This window comes from Enterobacter hormaechei ATCC 49162, from assembly GCF_001875655.1.
Lineage (GTDB): Bacteria > Pseudomonadota > Gammaproteobacteria > Enterobacterales > Enterobacteriaceae > Enterobacter > Enterobacter hormaechei.
The window spans coordinates 1,069,618-1,089,161 of sequence record NZ_MKEQ01000001.1 but is presented as its reverse complement, the minus strand read 5'-3'; the positions used below and the strand labels follow the sequence as shown (position 1 = coordinate 1,089,161).

19 protein-coding genes are annotated in these 19,544 nt (G+C 55.3%); 16 read left to right on the top strand and 3 right to left on the bottom strand.

Features of this window, described 5'->3' with window-relative positions; all coding sequences use genetic code 11:
* The first annotated feature begins 7 nt into the window (after window positions 1-7).
* Window positions 8-961: a flagellar hook-associated protein FlgL gene (flgL, locus tag BH712_RS05520; RefSeq protein ID WP_006809258.1), complete on the top strand. Its 954-nt coding sequence runs from the start codon at window positions 8-10 to the stop codon at window positions 959-961.
* 76 nt (window positions 962-1,037) lie between these two features.
* Here flgL and BH712_RS05515 read toward each other — a convergent pair whose 3' ends face one another.
* Entirely contained in the window at window positions 1,038-2,252 is a 1,215-nt protein-coding gene (locus BH712_RS05515) for an MFS transporter (RefSeq protein WP_006809257.1), read from the bottom strand.
* A gap of 109 nt (window positions 2,253-2,361) precedes the next feature.
* Between BH712_RS05515 and BH712_RS05510 the strand changes: the two genes are divergently transcribed.
* Window positions 2,362-3,300 carry a LysR family transcriptional regulator gene (locus BH712_RS05510; RefSeq protein ID WP_102765812.1) on the top strand — a complete coding sequence of 313 codons (939 nt, stop codon included), beginning with the start codon at window positions 2,362-2,364 and terminating at the stop codon, window positions 3,298-3,300.
* 40 nt (window positions 3,301-3,340) lie between these two features.
* Here the strand turns inward: BH712_RS05510 and rne are convergent, their stop codons facing one another.
* Complete coding sequence (gene rne, locus BH712_RS05505; protein ID WP_032673539.1) at window positions 3,341-6,457, bottom strand: ribonuclease E; 3,117 nt, start codon at window positions 6,455-6,457, stop codon at window positions 3,341-3,343.
* Between the two features lie 570 nt (window positions 6,458-7,027).
* On the opposite strand from rne, the gene rluC reads away from it, so the two are divergent.
* A complete protein-coding gene (gene rluC / locus BH712_RS05495; protein WP_003857970.1) occupies window positions 7,028-7,975 on the top strand; it encodes a 23S rRNA pseudouridine(955/2504/2580) synthase RluC in 948 nt (315 codons plus the stop codon).
* Window positions 7,976-8,036: 61 nt separating this feature from the next.
* Here rluC and BH712_RS05490 read toward each other — a convergent pair whose 3' ends face one another.
* The gene (locus tag BH712_RS05490; RefSeq protein ID WP_032673538.1) at window positions 8,037-8,621 is read right to left on the bottom strand and encodes a Maf family protein; all 585 of its coding nucleotides are present in this window, start codon (window positions 8,619-8,621) and stop codon (window positions 8,037-8,039) included.
* A gap of 140 nt (window positions 8,622-8,761) precedes the next feature.
* On the opposite strand from BH712_RS05490, the gene yceD reads away from it, so the two are divergent.
* The 13 genes from yceD (at window position 8,762) to BH712_RS05425 (ending at window position 19,358) form a co-directional block, all read left to right on the top strand.
* The gene (yceD, locus tag BH712_RS05485; RefSeq protein ID WP_003857966.1) at window positions 8,762-9,283 is read left to right on the top strand and encodes a 23S rRNA accumulation protein YceD; all 522 of its coding nucleotides are present in this window, start codon (window positions 8,762-8,764) and stop codon (window positions 9,281-9,283) included.
* Window positions 9,284-9,299: 16 nt separating this feature from the next.
* Window positions 9,300-9,473, top strand: coding sequence for a 50S ribosomal protein L32 (gene rpmF, locus BH712_RS05480; protein ID WP_003857964.1), 174 nt, complete (start codon window positions 9,300-9,302; stop codon window positions 9,471-9,473).
* Between the two features lie 81 nt (window positions 9,474-9,554).
* Window positions 9,555-10,589, top strand: coding sequence for a phosphate acyltransferase PlsX (plsX, locus tag BH712_RS05475; protein WP_017693638.1), 1,035 nt, complete (start codon window positions 9,555-9,557; stop codon window positions 10,587-10,589).
* 6 nt (window positions 10,590-10,595) lie between these two features.
* Window positions 10,596-11,549, top strand: coding sequence for a beta-ketoacyl-ACP synthase III (locus tag BH712_RS05470; RefSeq protein ID WP_003857960.1), 954 nt, complete (start codon window positions 10,596-10,598; stop codon window positions 11,547-11,549).
* Window positions 11,550-11,564: 15 nt separating this feature from the next.
* Entirely contained in the window at window positions 11,565-12,494 is a 930-nt protein-coding gene (gene fabD, locus BH712_RS05465) for an ACP S-malonyltransferase (RefSeq protein WP_006809252.1), read from the top strand.
* A gap of 12 nt (window positions 12,495-12,506) precedes the next feature.
* Entirely contained in the window at window positions 12,507-13,241 is a 735-nt protein-coding gene (gene fabG / locus BH712_RS05460; RefSeq protein ID WP_006809251.1) for a 3-oxoacyl-ACP reductase FabG, read from the top strand.
* Between the two features lie 154 nt (window positions 13,242-13,395).
* Window positions 13,396-13,632: an acyl carrier protein gene (gene acpP / locus BH712_RS05455; protein ID WP_003857954.1), complete on the top strand. Its 237-nt coding sequence runs from the start codon at window positions 13,396-13,398 to the stop codon at window positions 13,630-13,632.
* Window positions 13,633-13,723: 91 nt separating this feature from the next.
* Window positions 13,724-14,965 carry a beta-ketoacyl-ACP synthase II gene (gene fabF / locus BH712_RS05450; protein WP_003857950.1) on the top strand — a complete coding sequence of 414 codons (1,242 nt, stop codon included), beginning with the start codon at window positions 13,724-13,726 and terminating at the stop codon, window positions 14,963-14,965.
* A gap of 121 nt (window positions 14,966-15,086) precedes the next feature.
* Complete coding sequence (pabC, locus tag BH712_RS05445) at window positions 15,087-15,896, top strand: aminodeoxychorismate lyase (RefSeq protein ID WP_006809250.1); 810 nt, start codon at window positions 15,087-15,089, stop codon at window positions 15,894-15,896.
* A 2-nt stretch (window positions 15,897-15,898) separates the two neighbouring features.
* On the top strand, window positions 15,899-16,921 hold the full coding sequence (gene yceG, locus BH712_RS05440) for a cell division protein YceG (RefSeq protein WP_006809249.1): 1,023 nt from the start codon (window positions 15,899-15,901) through the stop codon (window positions 16,919-16,921).
* Window positions 16,911-17,552, top strand: a complete 642-nt coding sequence (gene tmk, locus BH712_RS05435) for a dTMP kinase (protein ID WP_006809248.1) — start codon at window positions 16,911-16,913, stop codon at window positions 17,550-17,552. The genes yceG and tmk overlap by 11 nt, the downstream gene beginning before the upstream one ends.
* Window positions 17,549-18,553, top strand: a complete 1,005-nt coding sequence (holB, locus tag BH712_RS05430; RefSeq protein WP_006809247.1) for a DNA polymerase III subunit delta' — start codon at window positions 17,549-17,551, stop codon at window positions 18,551-18,553. The genes tmk and holB overlap by 4 nt, the downstream gene beginning before the upstream one ends.
* 10 nt (window positions 18,554-18,563) lie before the next feature.
* The gene (locus tag BH712_RS05425) at window positions 18,564-19,358 is read left to right on the top strand and encodes a metal-dependent hydrolase (protein ID WP_006809246.1); all 795 of its coding nucleotides are present in this window, start codon (window positions 18,564-18,566) and stop codon (window positions 19,356-19,358) included.
* Window positions 19,359-19,544: the final 186 nt, after the last annotated feature.

The window sequence follows — 19,544 nt, the reverse complement described above, 5'->3', positions numbered from 1 at the left end:
ATAAAAAATGCGTATTAGTACTCAAATGATGTATGAGCAAAGCATGCGCGGCGTGACGAACTCCCAAAGTCTCTGGCTCAGCTACGGCGAGCAGATGTCTACGGGTAAGCGCATCAACCGTCCATCTGACGATCCGATTGCCGCCTCGCAGGCCGTGGTGCTCTCTCAGGCTCAAACGCAAAACAGCCAGTATGCGCTGGCGCGCTCCTTCGCTACGACGAAAGTATCGCTGGAAGAGAACGTGTTATCGCAAGTGACAACCGCTATCCAGGCTGCTCAGGAAAAGATTGTCAATGCGGGCAACGGTACGTTAAGTGATGATGACCGCGCTTCGCTGGCAACGAACCTGCAAGGTATTCGCGATCAGCTCATGAACCTGGCTAACAGCACGGACGGTAACGGTCGATATATTTTTTCCGGTTACAAAACCGAAGCGGCGGCTTTCGACCAGACTACGGGTGATTATAAGGGCGGCGGAACGCCAATCAGCCAGCAGGTTGACTCCGCGCGCACGATGCAAATCAGCCATACGGGCACTGAAGTTTTCACCAGCTTCACCAGCAATGCGAAGCCAGAGCCAGATGGTAGTGCGCCGGAAACGAATTTGTTCAAGATCCTCGATGCTGCCATCGATGCGCTGAATAAACCGATTGGCGATGACGAAACGAAGGCTGAAGCGTTTACCGCGGCGATTGATAAAGCCAACCGTGGCCTGAGCAACTCCCTCAACAACGTGCTGACCGTGCGCGCCGACCTCGGTATCAAGCTGGACGAGCTGGGCAAGCTGGACGCTCTGGGTGAAGACCGGGCGCTGGGGCAGACCCAGCAAATGAGTAACCTGGTTGACGTGGACTGGAACTCGGTGATTTCGTCCTACACCATGCAGCAGGCGGCGTTGCAGGCCTCGTATAAAGCCTTTAGCGATATGCAGGGTATGTCTTTGTTCCAGATGAACAGATAAGACGCTGACCGATTGGAACATGTCATGAAACTGGGCATGTTTTGACTGCCCAACCCGTCCGGGTTGGGCATTTTTTTTACACACTTTCGGCCTGTGCGGACAGCACCCGGGCGCCTTCAATCACTCTGATAGCCAGCGCAATGGCACCGCACAGGGTTGCCAGCGCCACCACGCCAGACCAACCTGCCAGTGTATAGATATTGCTGCCTAATGCTGAACCCAGCGCCATTCCGATGAAAATGACGGTAAACAGCAGGGCGTTCAGACGCCCACGAGCCTGCGGCTCAAGGCTGTAGACCAGGTTCTGGTGGGCCACAAGGCTGGACTGTAAGCCAAGATCGAAACCGACCGCGGAGAGGGCAATCAGGATCAGCTGACCGTGTACACCCAGTGCTGGCATCAGGAACATCAGGGCAAACGAAAGGGTCACCAGCGCGGCACCCAGTTGGGTCACTTTACCGGCCCCCAGCTTATCCGCCAGCCCCCCTGCCAGCGGTGCGGCCAGCGCGCCTGCGGCACCGGCAATACCAAACCCACCTGCCACGGCGCTGCCAAGGTGATACCGTTCCAGCAGCATTACCGCCAGCGTTGACCAGAATGCGCTAAAGGCAATCGACAGAAAACCCTGGGCCAGTGCGGCCCGACGCAGCGCCGGGTAGCGACGCCAGAGGTGTTCCATGGAGCGCATCAGCGCCGGGTAGCTCAGCGTGGAGTGAACGGCGAAGCGGGGAAGCACGGCCCACATCACCACGCCGACAAAGGCAATACTTGCGGCGGCCAGCTGATACATCACCCGCCAGCCAAAGGCTTCACCCACCACGCCGCTCACGGTTCTGGAGAGCAAAATCCCCAGCAGCAGGCCGGTCATCACCGTGCCGACCGTTTTTCCCTGTTTGCCTTCCGGCGCGAGGATCGCTGCGGCCGGGACAATATCCTGCGCCATGGTGGCGGCCATGCCAATCAGCAGGCTGGTGAGCAACAGGGAGTGCAGTTGTCCGGTCAGGCTACAGCCCAGCAGGAACAGCGCCAGGGCCGCACTTTTTATCAGGATCAACGTTCTGCGGTCATGGCGATCGCCGAGCGGAAGCAGAAACAGGATGCCCAGGGCATAACCCGCCTGGGTGAGGGTCGGGACCAGGCCCATGCCTTCGATGCTCAGGTGCAGGTCTGAACCCATCAGCGGCAGCAGAGGCTGGGCATAATAGATGGATGCCACGCTGAAGCCCGCACCGAGCGCCAGCATTAAAATTACCCAGCGGCTTACGGCCCGGGTGGTGGTGGTTGTGTTCATAAGATGTTCCTCATTCGTCGTATGCGGCTATTTTTTATCAGTACGCCTTGCGACGGTAGCGGGCGCGGTGGTAAAACGCTTATACGTGTAGCGTATGAGTAAGATTGAGATGAAAAGGTCTGAGCGTATAGATCGCGTAGAACTGATGCGGACGTTCGTTCGCATTGTTGAGGCAGGTTCCCTTTCTGCGGCGGCACGCCAGCTGGCAACAACCCAGGCCACGGTGAGCCGACGGTTGCAGTCGCTTGAAACTATGCTGGGCGTGCGCCTGATGCTGCGCACAACGCATACGACCCGGCTGACCGATGACGGCGAACGCTGCTATCAGCATGCCCGACGGGTGATTGACAGCTGGCTGGCGCTGGAAGACGAGGTGGGGCAGACGGAAGATGAGCCTGTCGGGGTGCTGAGGGTGCGCGCTCCACACGCGTTTGGCCAGGATCAGCTTCTGAAACCGTTAACCGAGTTTTTGCAGCGTTATCCGCAGTTGTCTGTTGAGTGGATGCTCAACGATCGGTCTGCTGATTTCCTTGGTGATAATCTGGACTGCGCTATTCGGGTAGGCGCGGAAGTCGATCCGGCGACCGTATCTGTGCTGCTGGCCGAGGTGCCGCGCTCGGTGGTGGCGTCACCGGAACTACTGGCCCGTTATCCCGCGGTTAGCACGCCGGACGATCTGCAACAGCTTCCCTGGATTGCCATCAGCTCTTTTTATCAACGCCATGTGGAGCTTTTCCACGATGCATCATCTGCCCCGGCGCGGGTTACCATTACGCCACGCCTGAGTACCGACAGCCTGTATGTGGCGCGCAATACGGCACTCACCGGGCTTGGCGTGGCGGTGGTTTCCAGCTGGACGGTACAGGATGATATTCAGGAAGGACGACTGGTGCATTTACTGCCAGAGTGGCAGCCGGCAGCGTTACCGGTACATCTGGTTTACCCCTGGTCTCGTTATTATCCGGCGCGCTTGCGGCGTTTTCTGGAGTTAATGCGGCAGATAATGCCGGAGGTGACCGGGATGAGAAAGCCCCTGCAACAGCCATAAAAAAGCCGACCCGAAGGTCGGCTTTCAGTCTTAGCGTGCGTTATTCAACAGGCTGAGGACGGGTAGCAGGGGCAGTAGCCATGTGCGTCGCACTGTGACCACCGGCAGCACCTTTACCTTCGAAGTTGAAGTCCGGACGAACCCAGTCGCTATGGCGCGGCGCTTCAGGAACATACTCAGGTGCCGGGGCGCGAGTCATTGGCGCGGTAGCAACGTGAGCAGGCGCTGGCGCGGCAACGGCCTCAACTGGCTCGGATTTCACTTCAGGCGCTTTGACCTCTTCAACAACAGGTTCAACCTGAATCTCAACGTCCTGAACAACCTCTTCCGTCACCGTTTCAACGGCAACGTCTGCGGTTTCTTCTGCTACGGAGACCGGCTCAGCTTCTTCCGCGACTTCTTCAGCCACCACGGTATCTTCTTCGGCGATGATCTGCGGGGCGGCATCGACCGGCGCAGCAATCACTTCAGGATGGGTCGTTTCCACTTCCACGGCCTGCGGTGCCGCCGTTTCAACTACCTGCGGTTCAACCACGGTTGCCGCTTCAGTCACGACCTCTTCCACCGCCGCTACCGGTGCAATCACCTCTTCGGTCACAGCCTGTTCTTCAACAGCCTGCTCCGGGCGAGCAACCGGATAACGGATCCAGACTTTACCGGATGCCATTTCAGGTGACGCGCACGCCACGGTCAGTGGCATTGGAGATTGAGTCGGGTAACGTTCGTCACGGTAACGACGACGACGCTGACCGCTCACGCGCAGATGACGTGGAGAACGGCGGGAGCGACGCGGCATACCCGCGTTATCACGGTTTTCGCTGCTTTCGTCCTGCTCAACCTGATTTTCCACTACGGCTGGCAGGTCAACTTTCGCAACCTGTGTACCCGTTGTGCTTTCTGCCGCTTCAACCGCGATAACGTCGTTTTCTTCCGCCTGAACAGCACCCACACGTACTTTCTGGGTCAACTGACGCTGCTTACGACGCGGCATAACCTGAGTACGCTCTTCCTGCTCCGTGTCCTGCTGTTCTACAGGCGCTTCGCGGTTCAGGTTTTTGACTTCCTGCTGGGCCTGGCGTTTCTCGTCGTTACGACGACGGTTACGCTCGCGGCGAGGCTGCTGCTCGTCACGCTGTTTGCTCTTCTCGGACTCATCGCCCGCCTGCTGGCGAATGTCACGATCTTCAACGTTCTGCTGTTGCTTCTCGCGACGGTTGCGACGGTTGTCCTCGCGTTGTTCACGACCTTCGTTGTTCTCGGAACGATTATCACGGCGCTCGTTACGATCGCTACGGTCGTTGCGGTCATTGCGATCGCGACGATTGTTCTGACGCTTACGACGGTCCTGCTGACGCTCTGGCTTCGCTTCTTTTGGTGCTTCTTTCGGCTGCTCAGGCTGTACTTCTTCGCCAGCAAACATTTTTTTCAGCGCACCGAAGATGCGGCTCAGGAGACCCGGTTGCTCAGGCTGCGCTGTTGGCGCGGCAGGCGCCGCTTTTTGTACAGCAGGTTTTGCCGCTGGTTTTTCCAGCGTCGCTTCCGGCGGTGCTTCCGGCATGATGAAGGTTGCTAATGCTGGCTGCTCAGGCAGTTTACGCTCGGCAGGCTCTTCATCAGATGGCAGCGCCATTTCTTCTTCATGCAGCTTCGGCAGCAGGTAGCTGAGGGTGCTTGTCTCTTCGCCTTTACGCACGCGCAGTACGTGATAGTGCGGGGTTTGCATCTCGTCGTTTGGCACGATGATGCAGCGAACGCCACCCTGACGCGCTTCGATTGCGCTCACCGCTGCACGTTTTTCGTTCAGCAGGTAAGAGGCAATCGGCACCGGAACAATGGCGTGAACCTCTTTGGTGTTCTCTTTCAGCGCTTCTTCTTCAATCAGACGCAGAATAGAGAGGGAGAGAGATTCATTGTCACGCACGGTACCCGTACCGGAACAGCGCGGGCAAACATGATGGCTGGACTCGCCGAGTGACGGGCTGAGGCGCTGACGGGACATTTCCAGCAGGCCGAAGCGCGAGATATGGCTAATCTGGATACGCGCACGATCCTGGCGTACCGCTTCACGCAGACGGTTTTCAACCGCACGCTGGTGGCGAACCGGGGTCATGTCGATGAAGTCGATAACGATCAGACCGCCCAGGTCGCGCAGGCGGAGCTGGCGGGCGATTTCATCTGCGGCTTCAAGGTTGGTGTTGAAGGCGGTCTCTTCGATGTCGCCGCCGCGGGTTGCACGCGCGGAGTTGATGTCGATAGCGGTCAGCGCTTCGGTGGTATCGATAACGATAGAACCGCCGGACGGCAGACGCACTTCACGCTGGAAGGCAGACTCGATCTGGGATTCAATCTGATAGTGGCTGAACAGCGGGATTTCACCGGTGTACAGTTTAATTTTGCTGGTGAAATCCGGGCGACCCAGCGCGGCGATGTGCTGGCGAGCCAGCTCAAGCACTTTCGGGTTATCAATCAGAATTTCACCGATGTCCTGACGCAGATAATCACGGAAAGCACGCACAATAACGTTACTTTCCTGGTGGATCAGGAACGGAGCAGGACGGCTTTCAGCCGCTTTCTTAATGGCTTCCCAGTGCTTCAGGCGGAAGCTCAGGTCCCACTGCAACGCTTCGGCAGATTTGCCGACGCCTGCGGTGCGCACGATAAGGCCCATGCCGTCTGGCAGCTCAAGACTTGCCAGCGCTTCTTTCAGCTCGGTGCGGTCATCGCCTTCGATACGGCGAGAGATGCCACCCGCACGCGGGTTGTTTGGCATCAATACCAGATAGCTGCCTGCCAGACTGATAAAGGTGGTCAGTGCAGCACCTTTGTTGCCGCGCTCTTCTTTATCGATCTGAACGATAACTTCCTGACCTTCACGCAGAACATCTTTGATGTTCGGACGGCCATGGGAGTTGTAGTTGGCAGGGAAATATTCGCGGGCAATTTCTTTGAGAGGAAGGAAACCGTGACGCTCAGCACCGTAATCGACAAATGCAGCTTCAAGGCTTGGTTCAATGCGGGTGATTTTGCCTTTGTAAATGTTCGCTTTTTTCTGTTCGTGTCCAGGACTTTCGATATCCAGATCGTACAGGCGCTGCCCATCCACAAGGGCGACACGCAACTCTTCTTGTTGAGTTGCGTTGATTAACATTCTTTTCATCGTAACTTACTCGTTATTCTTACATTGACGACAAAGCTGCGGGCAAGGTGACGCTTTCCGGGGTATGAACCGATGGCCTCGTGTCTGTTCACGTCGCCAACCTCACGGTTGTCGCTCGCTTAAGAGGCGCAGAGTGTCGGTTGCCTGTATTTCATACGGAAACACAGCGCAATTATCAGGGGAATTGCCTGGGAAAACTCTCCAGAAAACAATCCTTATACCGGGAAGTACTGCAACCCGCAGCCCGCTAACTGCCTGAAAGATCAATACGTCTTACGCCATTGCTGCGTGGATGATCGGTCAGACAAAATTGGTCATTCCGTCGATATCCTTACAAAACCCGGATTTAACGCGGAAAACGGATTCATTATTCCACTGCTCGCCGGGTTATAGCAAGATGACTTTTACCAATTATCACCCGGTTACTCACAGTTTCTTCACTTCAACGGGGTGATTGGTTTAATAACCACCAAATCGATTGCGCGAAAGGGGAGTGGTCCGGATAAAAGTAAATATAAGCATAGAAAAATGAGTGGCGCTAATGCCTGACGCTATTTAGAATCGCCAACCATGAAAACAGAGACTCCAGCCGTAAAAATGGTTGCCATCGCCGACGATGAGGCGGGGCAACGTATCGATAATTTTTTGCGCACCCAGCTTAAGGGCGTGCCAAAAAGTATGATTTATCGCATCTTGCGTAAGGGCGAGGTGCGGGTGAACAAAAAACGCGTGAAGCCCGAGTATAAGCTCGAGGCGGGCGATGAAGTCCGCATTCCGCCGGTACGTGTTGCAGAGCGTGAAGAAGAGGTCGTTTCTCCGAAGCTGCAAAAAGTTGCGGCCCTGAGCGACGTTATCCTTTATGAGGATGACCACATTCTGGTGCTGAATAAACCGTCCGGAACGGCGGTTCACGGGGGGAGCGGCCTGAGCTTCGGTGTGATTGAAGGTTTACGCGCCCTGCGCCCGGAAGCGCGTTTCCTCGAACTGGTTCACCGTCTTGACCGTGATACCTCTGGCGTGCTGCTGGTAGCGAAAAAACGTTCTGCGCTGCGTTCCCTGCATGAACAGCTGCGCGAAAAAGGGATGCAGAAAGATTATCTGGCGCTGGTGCGCGGTCAGTGGCAGTCCCACGTGAAAGTGGTGCAGGCCCCGCTGCTGAAAAATATTCTGCAAAGCGGCGAGCGCATTGTTCGTGTTAATCAGGAAGGGAAACCGTCTGAGACGCGCTTTAAAGTCGAAGAGCGCTACGAATTCGCCACGCTGGTGCGCTGTAGCCCAGTGACAGGGCGTACCCACCAGATTCGCGTCCATACCCAGTTTGCGGGCCATCCGATTGCGTTTGATGACCGCTATGGCGATCGTGAGTTTGATAAGCAGCTGGCGGGCACGGGGCTGTCGCGTCTGTTCCTGCATGCGGCCGCACTGAAGTTTACCCATCCTAATACCGGTGAAGTGATCCGTATTGAAGCGCCGCTGGATGAGCAGTTGAAACGCTGCCTGAAGGTTTTGCGCGGCTGATTTTGCCTTCCTCCCTCTCCCTGTGGGAGAGGGCCGAGGTGAGGGCATCAGGCCGCAACGCTCACGCCGTCAGCGGATTACACTCTTCTCGCCTTAACATCTGGCACAGCGCAATCAGCGGCAACCCCACCAGCGTGTTCGGATCCCGACCGTCCAGCTTATCGAACAGCGCAATCCCCAGTCCTTCGCTTTTAAAGCTTCCTGCGCAGTTCAGCGGACGTTCACGGCGCACGTAATTCAGAATCTCCTGCTCGCTGAGATGGCGGAAGTGGACATCAAACGGCTCGCATTCGGTTTGCAGATGACCGGAGGCAGAATTATAAAGCGCCAGGCCCGTATAAAAGGTCACGATACTGCCCCGCGCACGCAAAAGCTGCTGGCAGGCGTTTTCTTCCGTATGCGGTTTGCCGGTGATTTCGCCGTCCAGCACACAAACCTGATCGGAGCCTATAATCAGATGAGCGGGGTAACGTACGGCCAGCGACTGTGCTTTCTCTTTCGCGAGACGCGTCACCAGATGACGCGGTGACTCGCCCGGCTGTGGTGTCTCATCCACTTCCGGCGCAGCGCATTCAAACGGGATCCCGAGCTTTTCCAGCAGCATTCGGCGATAAGGTGAAGTGGAAGCAAGGACGAGATTTGGCATATTTTTATCACCAGATATAGCGTATCGATGCCAGCCATTTTAAACTACAGGCCGCAATGTGTGCGAATAATTGGCAAAAGGCAGCTCTGGTTGCCTTTTTCTTTGACTCTATGACGTTACAAAGTTAATATGCGCGCCCTATGCAAAAGGTAAAATTACCCCTGACTCTTGATCCGGTTCGTACGGCTCAAAAACGCCTCGATTACGAAGGAATCTATTCTTCCGATCAGGCTGAGCGTATTGCCGAATCTGTAGTCAGTGTGGACAGTGATGTAGAATGCTCCATGTCGTTCGCTATCGACAACCAGCGCCTCGCCGTGTTAACCGGTGATGCAAAGGTGACGGTAACGCTCGAATGTCAGCGTTGCGGGAAACCGTTTGTACAGCATGTTCACACAACGTATTGTTTCAGTCCGGTTCGTTCTGACGAACAGGCTGAAGCACTCCCGGAAGCGTATGAGCCGATTGAGGTTAACGAATTCGGTGAAATCGATCTTCTGGCGCTGGTTGAAGATGAAGTCATCCTCTCCCTGCCAGTCGTTCCGGTGCATGATTCTGAACACTGTGAAGTGTCCGAGGCGGACATGGTCTTTGGGGAACTGCCTGATGAAGCGCAAAAACCAAACCCATTTGCCGTATTAGCCAGCTTAAAGCGTAAGTAATTGAGGAGTAAGGTCCATGGCCGTACAACAGAATAAACCAACCCGTTCCAAACGTGGCATGCGTCGTTCCCATGACGCGCTGACCGCAGTTACCAGCCTGTCTGTAGACAAGACTTCTGGTGAGAAACACCTGCGTCACCACATCACCGCTGACGGTTTCTACCGCGGCCGCAAGGTTATCACTAAGTAATCACGCGTCAGCGTGATTAGGCTTAGTGAGGAACTTCCCCGTGCAAACGGGGAGTTTACCGAACCAGGCTGCGACGATACCTTGACACGTCTAACCCTGGCGTTAGATGTCATGGGGGGAGATTTCGGCCCTACCGTGACAGTGCCTGCAGCATTGCAGGCACTGAATTCTAATTCGCAACTCACACTTCTTTTAGTCGGTAATCCCGACACAATCACGCCATTACTTGCAAAAGCTGACTTTGAACAACGTTCGCGTCTGCAGATTATTCCTGCGCAGTCAGTTATTGCCAGTGATGCCCGGCCATCGCAGGCTATTCGTAATAGCCGCGGCAGCTCTATGCGAATGGCGCTGGAGCTGGTGAAAGAGGGGCGCGCCCAGGCTTGCGTCAGCGCGGGAAATACTGGCGCGCTGATGGGGCTGTCGAAATTATTGCTCAAGCCGATTGAGGGCATTGAGCGTCCGGCGCTGGTGACGGTGTTGCCGCACCAGCAGAAGGGCAAAACGGTGGTGCTCGACCTGGGCGCTAACGTGGATTGTGACAGTACAATGCTGGCTCAGTTTGCCGTAATGGGGTCAGTGCTGGCAGAAGACGTGGTCGGGATTAACAATCCCCGCGTTGCGTTATTGAATATTGGTGAAGAAGAGACCAAAGGCCTGGACAGTATTCGCGACGCTGCGGAAATACTCAAACAGGTCCCCTCCATCAACTATATTGGTTATCTCGAAGCCAATGAGTTGCTGACGGGCAAAACGGATGTATTAGTGTGTGATGGCTTCACCGGAAACGTAACGTTGAAGACCATGGAAGGGGTCGTAAGAATGTTCCTTTCTCTGCTGAAATCGCAGGGGGAGGGTAAAAAAAGGTCCTGGTGGCTGATTTTATTAAAGCGTTGGTTACAAAAAAGCCTGACGCGGCGATTCAGTCACCTCAACCCCGACCAGTATAATGGCGCCTGTCTGTTAGGATTGCGCGGCATCGTGATTAAGAGTCATGGCGCCGCCAATCAGCGAGCATTTACCGTCGCGATTGAACAGGCAGTGCAGGCGGTGCAGCGACAAGTCCCTCAGAGGATTGCCGCTCGCCTGGGATCTGTATTAGCTAAAAGTGACTGAGCGTACATGTATACGAAGATTTTAGGTACCGGCAGCTACCTGCCAAAACAAGTGCGTACCAACGCCGATCTTGAAAAAATGGTAGATACGTCTGACGAGTGGATTGTCACGCGCACAGGTATCCGTGAACGTCGTATCGCCGCGCCAGACGAAACCGTGTCCACCATGGGCTACGAAGCCGCTCAGCGTGCGCTTGAGATGGCGGGCATTGATAAAGAACAGATCGGGCTTATCGTGGTGGCAACCACCTCAGCCACGCATGCCTTCCCAAGCGCAGCGTGCCAGGTACAGAACATGCTCGGCATCAAAGGCTGCCCGGCATTTGACGTTGCCGCTGCATGCGCGGGCTTCACCTATGCGTTGAGCATCGCCGATCAGTACGTAAAATCGGGCGCCGTAAAATATGCGCTGGTGATCGGGGCTGACGTGCTGGCGCGTACCTGCGATCCAACCGATCGCGGCACGATCATTATTTTTGGCGATGGTGCGGGCGCGGTGCTGCTGGGACAGTCCGAAGAGCCGGGAATCATCTCCACGCATCTGCATGCTGACGGTCGCTATGGCGAGCTGTTAACGCTGCCTAACGCCGATCGCGTTAATCCGGACAGTTCGATTTACCTGACCATGGCGGGTAACGAGGTGTTCAAAGTCGCCGTGACTGAACTCGCTCACATCGTTGATGAGACGCTGGAAGCGAACAATCTGGATCGCGCCGCACTCGACTGGCTGGTGCCGCATCAGGCTAACCTGCGTATTATCAGCGCGACGGCGAAGAAGCTGGGCATGTCTATGGATAACGTTGTGGTGACGCTTGATCGCCACGGCAACACCTCTGCGGCATCGGTACCGTGCGCATTTGACGAAGCGGTACGCGATGGACGAATTAAACGGGGCCAACTGGTCTTGCTTGAAGCCTTTGGTGGCGGGTTCACCTGGGGTTCCGCGCTGGTTCGTTTCTAGGATAAGGATTAAAAAATGACGCAATTTGCTTTTGTGTTCCCGGGACAGGGCTCGCAAACCGTTGGGATGTTGTCTGAAATGGCAGCAAACTATCCGGTAATTGAAGAGACTTTCCGTGAAGCTTCTGATGCGCTGGGTTATGATCTGTGGGCGCTGACCCAACAGGGCCCCGCTGAAGAGCTGAACAAAACCTGGCAGACCCAACCGGCGCTGCTGGCAGCCTCCGTCGCATTGTGGCGCGTATGGCAGCAGCAGGGCGGCAAAGCGCCAGCGCTGATGGCGGGTCATAGCCTGGGTGAATACTCTGCGCTGGTCTGCGCAGGCGTGATTGCCTTCGCTGACGCGGTACGTCTGGTTGAATTGCGTGGTAAATTCATGCAGGAAGCGGTTCCAGAAGGCACGGGCGGCATGTCTGCCATTATTGGTCTGGATGATGCTGCTATCGCTAAAGCCTGTGAAGAATCTGCTGAAGGTCAGGTCGTTTCTCCGGTAAACTTTAACTCGCCAGGCCAGGTGGTTATCGCGGGTCATAAAGAAGCGGTTGAGCGTGCAGGTGCTGCCTGTAAAGCTGCGGGTGCAAAACGTGCACTGCCACTGCCGGTGAGCGTGCCATCCCACTGTGCGCTGATGAAGCCCGCTGCTGATAAGCTGGCGGTTGAGCTGGAAAAAATGACCTTTAACGCACCGACGATTTCCGTTGTGAACAACGTCGATGTGAAGTGCGAAACCGCACCCGACGCTATCCGTAACGCGCTGGTTCGCCAGCTTTACAGCCCGGTGCAGTGGACCAAAACCGTTGAGTTTATGGCGTCTCAGGGCGTTGAACACCTGTATGAAGTCGGCCCTGGTAAGGTTCTTACTGGCCTGACAAAACGTATTGTAGACACCCTGACTGCCTCGGCGATTAACGAGCCGGAAGCAATGAAAGCGGCACTCTCGCAATAAAAGAGGAATACCATGAGTTTTGAAGGAAAAATTGCCCTGGTGACCGGCGCTAGCCGCGGTATCGGGCGCGCTATTGCTGAAACACTGGTTGCGCGCGGCGCGACGGTGATCGGGACTGCGACCAGCGAGAATGGCGCACAGGCCATCAGCGACTATCTGGGTGCGAACGGTAAAGGTCTGGTACTGAATGTGACTGAACCAGCATCTATCGAATCTGTTCTGGAAAATATTCGCGCAGAGTTTGGCGAAGTGGATATTCTGGTCAATAATGCCGGGATCACTCGCGACAACCTGCTGATGCGAATGAAAGACGACGAGTGGAACGATATTATCGAAACCAACCTGTCATCTGTATTCCGTCTGTCAAAAGCGGTAATGCGCGCTATGATGAAAAAGCGTCATGGTCGTATTATCACTGTAGGTTCTGTGGTTGGTACCATGGGAAATGCTGGTCAGGCTAACTACGCTGCGGCGAAAGCAGGTCTGATCGGTTTCAGTAAGTCGCTGGCGCGTGAAGTCGCGTCCCGCGGAATTACTGTAAACGTTGTTGCTCCGGGCTTTATTGAAACGGACATGACGCGTGCGCTGACCGATGATCAGCGTGCGGGTACGCTGGCGGCAGTTCCAGCGGGTCGTCTTGGCGACCCTAAAGAAATCGCCAGCGCGGTTGCATTTTTAGCCTCTGACGAAGCGGGTTACATCACTGGTGAAACCCTCCACGTCAACGGCGGGATGTACATGGTTTAATCACGATCGAAAATATTTGCGTTATTTGGGCAAATGGCCTCAAAATAACGTAAAATCGTGGTAAGACCTGCCGGGATTTAGTTGCAAATTTTTCAACATTTTATACACTACGAAAACCATCGCGAAAGCGAGTTTTGATAGGAAATTTAAGAGTATGAGCACTATCGAAGAACGCGTTAAGAAAATTATCGGCGAACAGCTGGGCGTTAAGCAGGAAGAAGTTGTGAACTCCGCTTCCTTTGTTGAAGACCTGGGCGCAGATTCTCTTGACACCGTTGAGCTGGTAATGGCTCTGGAAGAAGAGTTTGATACTGAGATTCCGGACGAAGAAGCTGAGAAAATCACCACCGTTCAGGCTGCCATTGATTACATCAACGGTCACCAGGCGTAAGTGAACATCTCCAGGCGGTCATTCGACCGCCTGAGTTTTATCTTTTGTCGTCCCACGAATCTCTTTTTTTATCCCTCCCTGGAGGACAAACGTGTCTAAGCGTCGTGTAGTTGTGACCGGACTTGGCATGTTGTCTCCTGTCGGCAATACCGTAGAGTCCACCTGGAAAGCTCTCCTTGCCGGTCAGAGCGGCATCAGCCTAATCGACCATTTCGATACTAGCGCCTATGCAACGAAATTTGCTGGCTTAGTAAAGGATTTTAACTGTGAAGAGATCATCTCGCGCAAAGAACAGCGCAAGATGGATGCCTTCATTCAATATGGAATTGTCGCTGGCGTTCAGGCCATGCAGGATTCTGGCCTTGAGATTACGGAAGAGAACGCGACCCGTATCGGCGCCGCTATCGGCTCCGGGATTGGCGGTCTTGGTCTGATTGAAGAAAACCATACATCTCTGATGAATGGTGGCCCACGTAAAATCAGCCCGTTCTTCGTTCCGTCTACCATTGTCAACATGGTGGCAGGTCACCTGACCATTATGTTCGGCCTGCGTGGCCCAAGCATCTCAATCGCGACAGCCTGTACGTCTGGCGTGCATAACATCGGCCAGGCCGCGCGTATCATCGCGTACGGCGATGCAGATGCTATGGTTGCGGGCGGCGCTGAAAAAGCCAGTACCCCACTGGGCGTCGGTGGCTTCGGTGCAGCGCGTGCGCTCTCTACCCGAAACGATAATCCTCAGGCGGCGAGTCGTCCGTGGGATAAAGACCGTGACGGTTTCGTGCTGGGTGACGGTGCAGGCATGATCGTACTGGAAGAGTACGAACACGCGAAAAAACGTGGTGCGAAAATCTATGCTGAAGTTGTTGGCTTTGGCATGAGCAGCGATGCTTATCACATGACGTCTCCTCCAGAGAACGGCGCGGGTGCTGCGCTGGCGATGGAAAACGCCATCCGTGATGCGGGCATTACGCCGGCACAGATTGGCTACGTTAACGCGCACGGCACTTCTACGCCAGCAGGCGATAAAGCAGAAGCGCAGGCGGTTAAGTCTATCTTCGGCGAATCTGCCAGCCGCGTACTGGTTAGCTCCACGAAATCCATGACCGGTCACCTGCTGGGTGCTGCGGGGGCAGTAGAGTCAATCTACTCTATTCTCGCGCTGCGCGATCAGGCTGTACCGCCAACCATCAACCTGGATAACCCGGATGAAGGTTGCGATCTGGACTTCGTACCTCACGAAGCGCGTCAGGTGAGCGGTATGGAGTACACCCTGTGTAACTCCTTCGGCTTCGGTGGCACAAACGGTTCTCTGATCTTCAAAAAGGTCTGAGTCTGATTAGTCGCTGACGATAAAAAAAGGTCCGCTTGCCGGGCCTTTTTTATTAGGTGAAATCCCCTTGTCCGGCTACCCACATCCTGCCAGACTGAGCCACCACGCATAAGGAGCCACCATGTTTTTAATTAATGGCCTTGAGCAAGAAACGCTGCCAGCAAGCGACAGGGCGACCCAGTTTGGCGATGGCTGTTTCACCACTGCGCGTATTCTCAACGGTGACGTATGCCTGCCTGATGCCCATATCCTTCGTTTACGAAAAGCCTGCGAGACATTACTGATCCCCTTCTCGCAGTGGGACACCCTTGAAAGTGAAATGCGGCAGCTGGCGTCAGGCAAAGCATGCGGTGTTTTGAAAGTCATCATCAGCCGCGGCAGCGGTGGCCGGGGCTATAGCGGCTCTGCCTGCCTGCATCCCACGCGGATCCTTTCCGTTTCTGATTACCCTTCCCATTACGCGCGCTGGCGTGAAGAGGGCGTAGTCCTGGCGCTTAGCCCGGTACGTCTGGGGCGAAACCCGATGCTCGCTGGCATAAAACATCTTAATCGCCTTGAACAGGTGCTTATTCGTAATCATCTTGAGCAGACGGAGGCCGTGGAGGCGCTGGTTCTTGACAGCGAAGGGTACATTACGGAATGCTGTGCGGCTAATTTACTCTGGCGGAAGGGCAGTGACGTGTTCACGCCTTCGCTGGAGCAGGCCGGAGTCAACGGCATTATGCGGCAGTTTTGTATGCATCAGCTGGCACGCGGAGGCTTTCGCGTTGTCGAAGTCAACGCAAAGGAAGAGGCGCTGATGGTCGCTGATGAAGTCGTTATCTGCAATGCGCTGATGCCCGTTGTGCCCGTTCGCGCTTATGGCCACAAGTGCTGGTCATCCCGCGAGCTGTTCCAGTTTTTAGCCCCGATATGTGAGCAAACCAGATAGTCATGAAGAAAATGTTGCGCTTTGTCCTTCTCCTTATTGTTGCGTTGGGTATTGCTGGCGGAGCGGGAGTATGGAAAGTTCGCCAACTGGCGGACAGTAAAATCCTGATTAAAGACGAGACGATTTTTACCCTGAAAGCGGGGACCGGGCGGCAGGCGATTGGTCAGCAGCTGTATGGCGACAAAATTATTAACCGCCCACGCGTTTTCCAGTGGCTGCTGCGTATTGAGCCGGAACTGTCCCACTTCAAGGCGGGCACCTATCGCTTTACCCCTGGCATGACCGTGCGTGAGATGCTGCAACTGCTGGAAAGTGGTAAAGAAGCCCAGTTCCCGCTGCGTTTTGTGGAAGGTATGCGTCTGAGCGATTATCTCCGGCAGCTGCGTGACGCGCCGTACATCAAGCATACGCTGAAAGATGACCGCTACCAGACCGTGGCAGACGCCTTAAAATTCGAACATCCCGAGTGGGTTGAAGGCTGGTTCTGGCCCGACACGTGGATGTATACGGCAGGTACGACGGATGTGGCCATTCTGAAGCGCGCGCACAACAAAATGGTCGCGGCGGTAGAAGCTGCCTGGAAAGGGCGAGCTGATGGCCTGCCGTATAAAGATCAAAACCAGTTCATGACGATGGCCTCGATCATCGAGAAAGAGACGGCCGTTGCTGCCGAACGTGACCAGGTTGCTTCGGTGTTTATAAACCGTCTGCGCATCGGCATGCGTTTGCAAACCGATCCTACCGTCATCTATGGCATGGGCGAAAACTACAACGGCAGGATCTCCAGAAAAGATCTGGAGACGCCAACGGCGTATAATACCTACGTGATTAGCGGCTTGCCGCCTGGACCGATTGCGACGCCGAGTGAAGCATCGTTGAAGGCCGCCGCGCACCCGGCCAAAACGCCGTATCTCTATTTTGTGGCTGACGGAAAAGGGGGGCACACGTTTAATACCAACCTGGCCAGCCATAATCGCTCCGTTCAGGACTATCTGAAGGCACTTAAGGAAAAAAATGCGCAGTAAATACATTGTCATTGAGGGACTCGAAGGGGCGGGTAAAACCACCGCCCGTAACGTGGTGGTTGATACGCTGAAATCGCTTGGCGTCGCCGACATGGTCTTCACCCGCGAGCCGGGCGGTACGCAGCTGGCGGAAAAACTGCGCAGCCTGGTTCTGGATATCAAATCCGTTGGCGATGAAGTTATTACCGACAAAGCGGAAGTGCTGATGTTCTATGCGGCGCGCGTTCAGCTGGTGGAGACGGTGATCACGCCCGCTCTGGCAGAAGGGAAATGGGTGATTGGCGATCGCCACGATCTCTCAACCCAGGCGTATCAGGGCGGAGGCCGGGGTATCGATCAGACCATGCTGGCTACGCTTCGCGACGCGGTTCTGGGCGATTTCCGTCCTGACCTGACGCTGTATCTGGACGTAACGCCTGAGGTGGGCCTGAAGCGTGCCCGGGCCCGCGGCGAACTGGATCGCATTGAACAGGAGTCTTTCGACTTCTTTAACCGCACCCGCGCGCGTTACCTGGAACTGGCCGGGCAGGACGATACCATTCGTACCATCGATGCGACGCAATCCCTGGAAGACGTTACGCGTGATATTCAGCAGGCCGTTACGCAGTGGCTACAGGAGCAGCAGGCATGAAATGGTATCCATGGTTGCGCCCGCACTTTGAACAGCTGATCGGCAGCTATCAGGTTGGTCGGGGGCATCATGCGTTACTGATCCAGGCGCTGCCGGGAATGGGGGATGATGCGCTGATTTACGCCATCACCCGCTTTCTGATGTGCCAGCAGCCGGAAGGGCATAAAAGCTGCGGTAAGTGCAGGGGTTGCCAGCTCATGCAGGCGGGTACGCATCCTGACTATTACACCCTCGAACCGGAGAAGGGCAAAAATACGCTCGGTATTGACGCGGTGCGTGAGGTCAGTGAGAAACTGTACGAATATGCGCGTCTGGGCGGGGCGAAAGTGGTGTGGCTGAAAGACGCCGCGCTGCTCACGGAAGCGGCCGCCAACGCCCTGTTAAAAACCCTGGAAGAGCCGCCAGAGAATACCTGGTTTTTCCTCTCCTGCCGAGAGCCGGAACGCTTGCTGGCGACGCTACGCAGTCGCTGCCGTCTTCACCACCTCGCTGTACCCCAGGAGTCCTGGGCGCTCGCCTGGCTTGAGCGAGAAGTGACGGTGTCACAAGATGCGGCGCGCTCGGCGTTACGCCTGTGCAGCGGCGCGCCTGCGGCTGCACTGGCCTTATTGCAGCCGGAGGTATGGTCCCAGCGTGAAACGCTTTGTCGTGCGGTTGAATCCGCCCTCGACAGCCACGACTGGCTTAGCGTACTGCCAGCGCTGAACAGCGATCAGGCTGCGGAACGGCTCCACTGGCTGGCTGCGCTGCTGCTGGATGCGCTCAAGATCCAGCAAGGGGCTACCCTTCTGACTAACCCTGACGTGTGGACGCTGGTCACCACGCTGGCGAATCGCCTGTCAGGGCAGTCGCTGCTCGCTATCCTTCATGATATCTGCCAGAGTCGTGAACAACTTTTGACAGTGACCGGTCTTAATCGTGAGCTTTTACTGACCGACCAGTTACTGCGTATCGAACACTACCTGCAACCGGGTGTAATACCACCGGTTTCCCACCTCTGAGAGAGACATTATGTTTTTAGTCGACTCACACTGCCATCTTGATGGCCTGGATTATCAATCCCTGCATAAAAATGTGGACGACGTGCTGGCGAAAGCCGCCGCGCGTGATGTGAAATTTTGCCTGGCTGTGGCGACCACGCTGCCGGGTTATCGCTCCATGCGTGAACTGGTTGGCGAGCGCGATAATGTCGTTTTCTCCTGTGGCGTACATCCGCTGAATCAGGACGAGGAGTATGACGTTGAGGACTTACGTCGCCTTGCCGCAGAAGAGGGCGTTGTGGCGATGGGTGAGACCGGTCTCGACTATTTTTACACCCCGGAAACAAAACCTCGCCAGCAGGAATCCTTCCGCAACCACATCCGTATTGGCCGTGAACTGAATAAGCCGGTTATCGTTCATACCCGCGATGCCCGCGCCGACACGCTGGCGATCCTGCGGGAAGAAAAGGTGACGGATTGCGGTGGCGTACTACACTGTTTCACAGAAGACAGAGAAACGGCGGGTAAGCTGCTTGATTTAGGCTTTTATATCTCGTTTTCGGGGATCGTCACGTTCCGCAATGCTGAGCAACTGCGTGATGCGGCGCGTTATGTTCCGCTGGATCGTATTCTGGTGGAAACCGATTCCCCGTACCTGGCGCCGGTGCCTCATCGTGGTAAAGAGAACCAGCCAGCGATGACCCGGGATGTCGCTGAGTATATGGCCGTTCTGAAAGGTGTCAGTATTGAAGAGCTGGCTCGCGTGACAACGGAAAACTTCGCCAGCCTGTTCCATATCGACCCCGCCCGCCTGCAATCTGTCTGATACACCTGTTATTTTTAGGCTCGTAATTAATAAGTAAAACGAGTAAAGTTCACCGCCTCATTTGGGGCGGTGATGGCGTTTTTAGACACATCCAGACATGCTTTATGTAAATATCTGCAAGTTTTTTGACCGTCTTGAACTGAAACGTGATAGCCGTCAAACAAACTCAGAGGGAATTATTTTACT